This is a genomic window from Curtobacterium sp. Leaf183 (genome assembly GCF_001424385.1).
Lineage (GTDB): Bacteria > Actinomycetota > Actinomycetes > Actinomycetales > Microbacteriaceae > Curtobacterium.
The window spans coordinates 837,349-838,540 of record NZ_LMPO01000008.1; positions in this window are offsets into that span (position 1 = coordinate 837,349).

A 1,192-nucleotide genomic window follows, 5' to 3' on the forward strand; every position below is an offset into this window, starting at 1 on the left:
CGCGCTCCCCGTCGCGAACGGTGGTGTGTCCTCCACGAGCGGTCCCGATGCCACCCTCGCCCAGGGCGCCAGCAAGGACGTCAAGTTCGGTGTCACCTCCACAGGCACCTACACGGAGATGAACAACGAGGTGACGCTCACCGCTCCGGGGAACTCCACCTTCACCGCCGGGCAGCCCGTGACCGGCGAGTACACGCGCTCAGACGGCTCGTGGAGCGCAGTGTCGTCGTTGAACCTCACCAATGTGACGATCAGCAACGGTGGCAAGACCCTCACGGGCACGTTCGACTCGACCAAGAGCCCCGACTTCAAGCAGTCCAAGGGCCAGCAGCTCCGTTGGAGCGCCAAGGTCACCGCCAACGCCGACGCACCCGCCGGCAACAGCACCCTCGGCTACACCGTCAAGGNGTTGTTGAACGGTGGGTTCACGCCGATCAACGACCGTCCCACCACGGAACTCAACCGCGGCGGCGACACCACAGTCCGTCCCGAGTTCCGCAACGACATCCAGCGCAGCTCGGTCGACTCGACCATCACCTTCACCGCGCCCGAGGGGACGACGTTCAAGGACGGCCAGACCACGACGCAGGGCCAGTACATCGCCAACCCCGGCAGCACGTGGTGGAAGGACTACCCCGGACTCGAGCTCACCAACGGCCGGCTGAGCAACGACAAGAAGACGCTCACGTTCGACTGGAAGCACTCCGGCATCTCCCTCAAGAAGGCAGAGCAGTACCGGTTCCCCGTGATCGTCAACACCCCGGCCAACGCAACCGGAGGCGACAGCACCCTCCGCTACACCGCCGCCGGCACCTCCAACACCGGCACGTTCAAGGTCGAAGGCACCACCAAGACCACCGTCCCTGACGCGTCCGTCCCGGCCCCGGGCGCTTCCGTCACGTTCCCGACCGACCTCACCAAGCGCGCGTACATCTCTGGTTCGGGTGTCGACGGTGCGACCATCACGGTGAAGGAGGGCAACACCGTCGTCGACACGCAGATCGTCAAGAACGGCTCCTACACCTCGCTGCTCGACCCCAAGGCCGGGAGCCACACGTACTCCGTGACACAGACCACCGCGGACGGTACGTCCGAAGCCGTTGACGTCATCGCGGACTTCGGTGCCGCGGTCGCGATCACCGGCCCGACGGGCTCCGTCCCCGGTGGCCTCGTGACCGTCAACGGCACCGGC